This window comes from Parashewanella hymeniacidonis (assembly GCF_016900895.1).
Taxonomy (GTDB): Bacteria; Pseudomonadota; Gammaproteobacteria; order Enterobacterales; family Shewanellaceae; genus Parashewanella; species Parashewanella hymeniacidonis.
Window position 1 is genome coordinate 1 of record NZ_JAFEUN010000276.1, and the last position, 1,292, is coordinate 1,292.

Annotated in this window: 2 protein-coding genes; one reads left to right on the top strand and one right to left on the bottom strand. The window is 38.1% G+C overall.

All coding sequences use genetic code 11. From position 1 onward, the window contains the following. Nucleotides 1-100 precede the first annotated feature (100 nt). Nucleotides 101-1,090, top strand: coding sequence for a metallophosphoesterase (locus JQC92_RS22305; protein WP_205001719.1), 990 nt, complete (start codon nt 101-103; stop codon nt 1,088-1,090). A gap of 100 nt (nt 1,091-1,190) precedes the next feature. Here the strand turns inward: JQC92_RS22305 and JQC92_RS22310 are convergent. Beyond that, the coding region (locus JQC92_RS22310; protein ID WP_204999734.1) for an EF-Tu C-terminal domain-related protein at nt 1,191-1,292 on the bottom strand (102 nt) is incomplete at its 5' end.

The window sequence follows — 1,292 nt, forward strand, 5'->3', positions numbered from 1 at the left end:
CTGTTTTGTAGTGAAATTGATGCAAAATCTAAGAAATCTTGCTTTTGGGTACGGCTCTGAATTTTGCGTAAATCAGATGCCGTACATTTAAACTCTTGAAATGGATTTTTTCAGAACCGACTACTTATTGAGTATCAATCAATATCCAATTAAGGCTGAAGCACCATTAACTGATAAAGTTGCAGTTATAAGTGATCTTGAAGGCAATCTCACTTATTTCAATCAATGGGCAAGCGACGTTGGTATTACAGATGATTTTGGAAATTGGAGTTATGGCAACGGTCAAGTCGTTATTATTGGTGATACCGTAGACCGAGGCCGATTTGTATTAGATTTACTATGGCATGTTTACCACTTGTCAGAACAAGCAAAACAAGCTGGAGGACAAATTTGGTTACTTCAAGGCAATCATGAGCAATACGTTTTTAAGGGCCGAATTAAGGGAGTAGAGCCTGAACATCTATGGGCTGTTGAGCAATTGATGCCTTACGGCGAAGCTTTTAGCCAACATTCAGTACTAGGTCGTTGGATGCGAACACAACCTGTTATTTTAAAGTTAGATAACTTTCTGTTCACTCACGGTGGAATTAGTGAGGCCGTACTTAATTCAGGGTTAACCGTTAACGCTTTAAATCAACAATATCATGGCACCCTCACAAAAAGCACTATTACACAGCAAGAGCATAATCTATTTTATTCTAGCAATGGCTTAACATTTTATAGAGGACTGACGCGTGGAGTTAAAGCTGGCAATTTGAGTAAAGTAGAGCTTATTAAACAGATCCATCGGCATTTCAAAACGACTTATTTAGTTGTCGGTCATACTCATGTTGAAGAAATTGAACTGGGTGAAGAAACGGGGTTTATCAATGTAGAGACTGACGATAATAGCAATCATGTTTTAGTCATTAAAAATGGTCAGCCTACATTAACAAACATCTCAGTCGCTAAGACTAACTTTGTTGACCAACATCCCATAAAACGTAAATTTAATTTTTCTAATAAATACGATTGGCTCGCATTGATACCAGATACTGCACTATTAGAAAGAGCTGAAGAAGCAAGTAAATTCTTTAAGGGAAAGACATAAATTTTAACATGAGGGTTGAACACTAGTTGTGTATAGTGGCTTCAAAACATTAAAAAAGGTCGCCTAAGCGACCTTTTTTTGTGTTCACTAAACGTCGATATTACTCAACGATTTTAGCTACAACACCAGCACCAACTGTACGGCCACCTTCACGGATTGCGAAGCGTAAACCTTCGTCCATCGCGATTGGGCAGATTAGAGT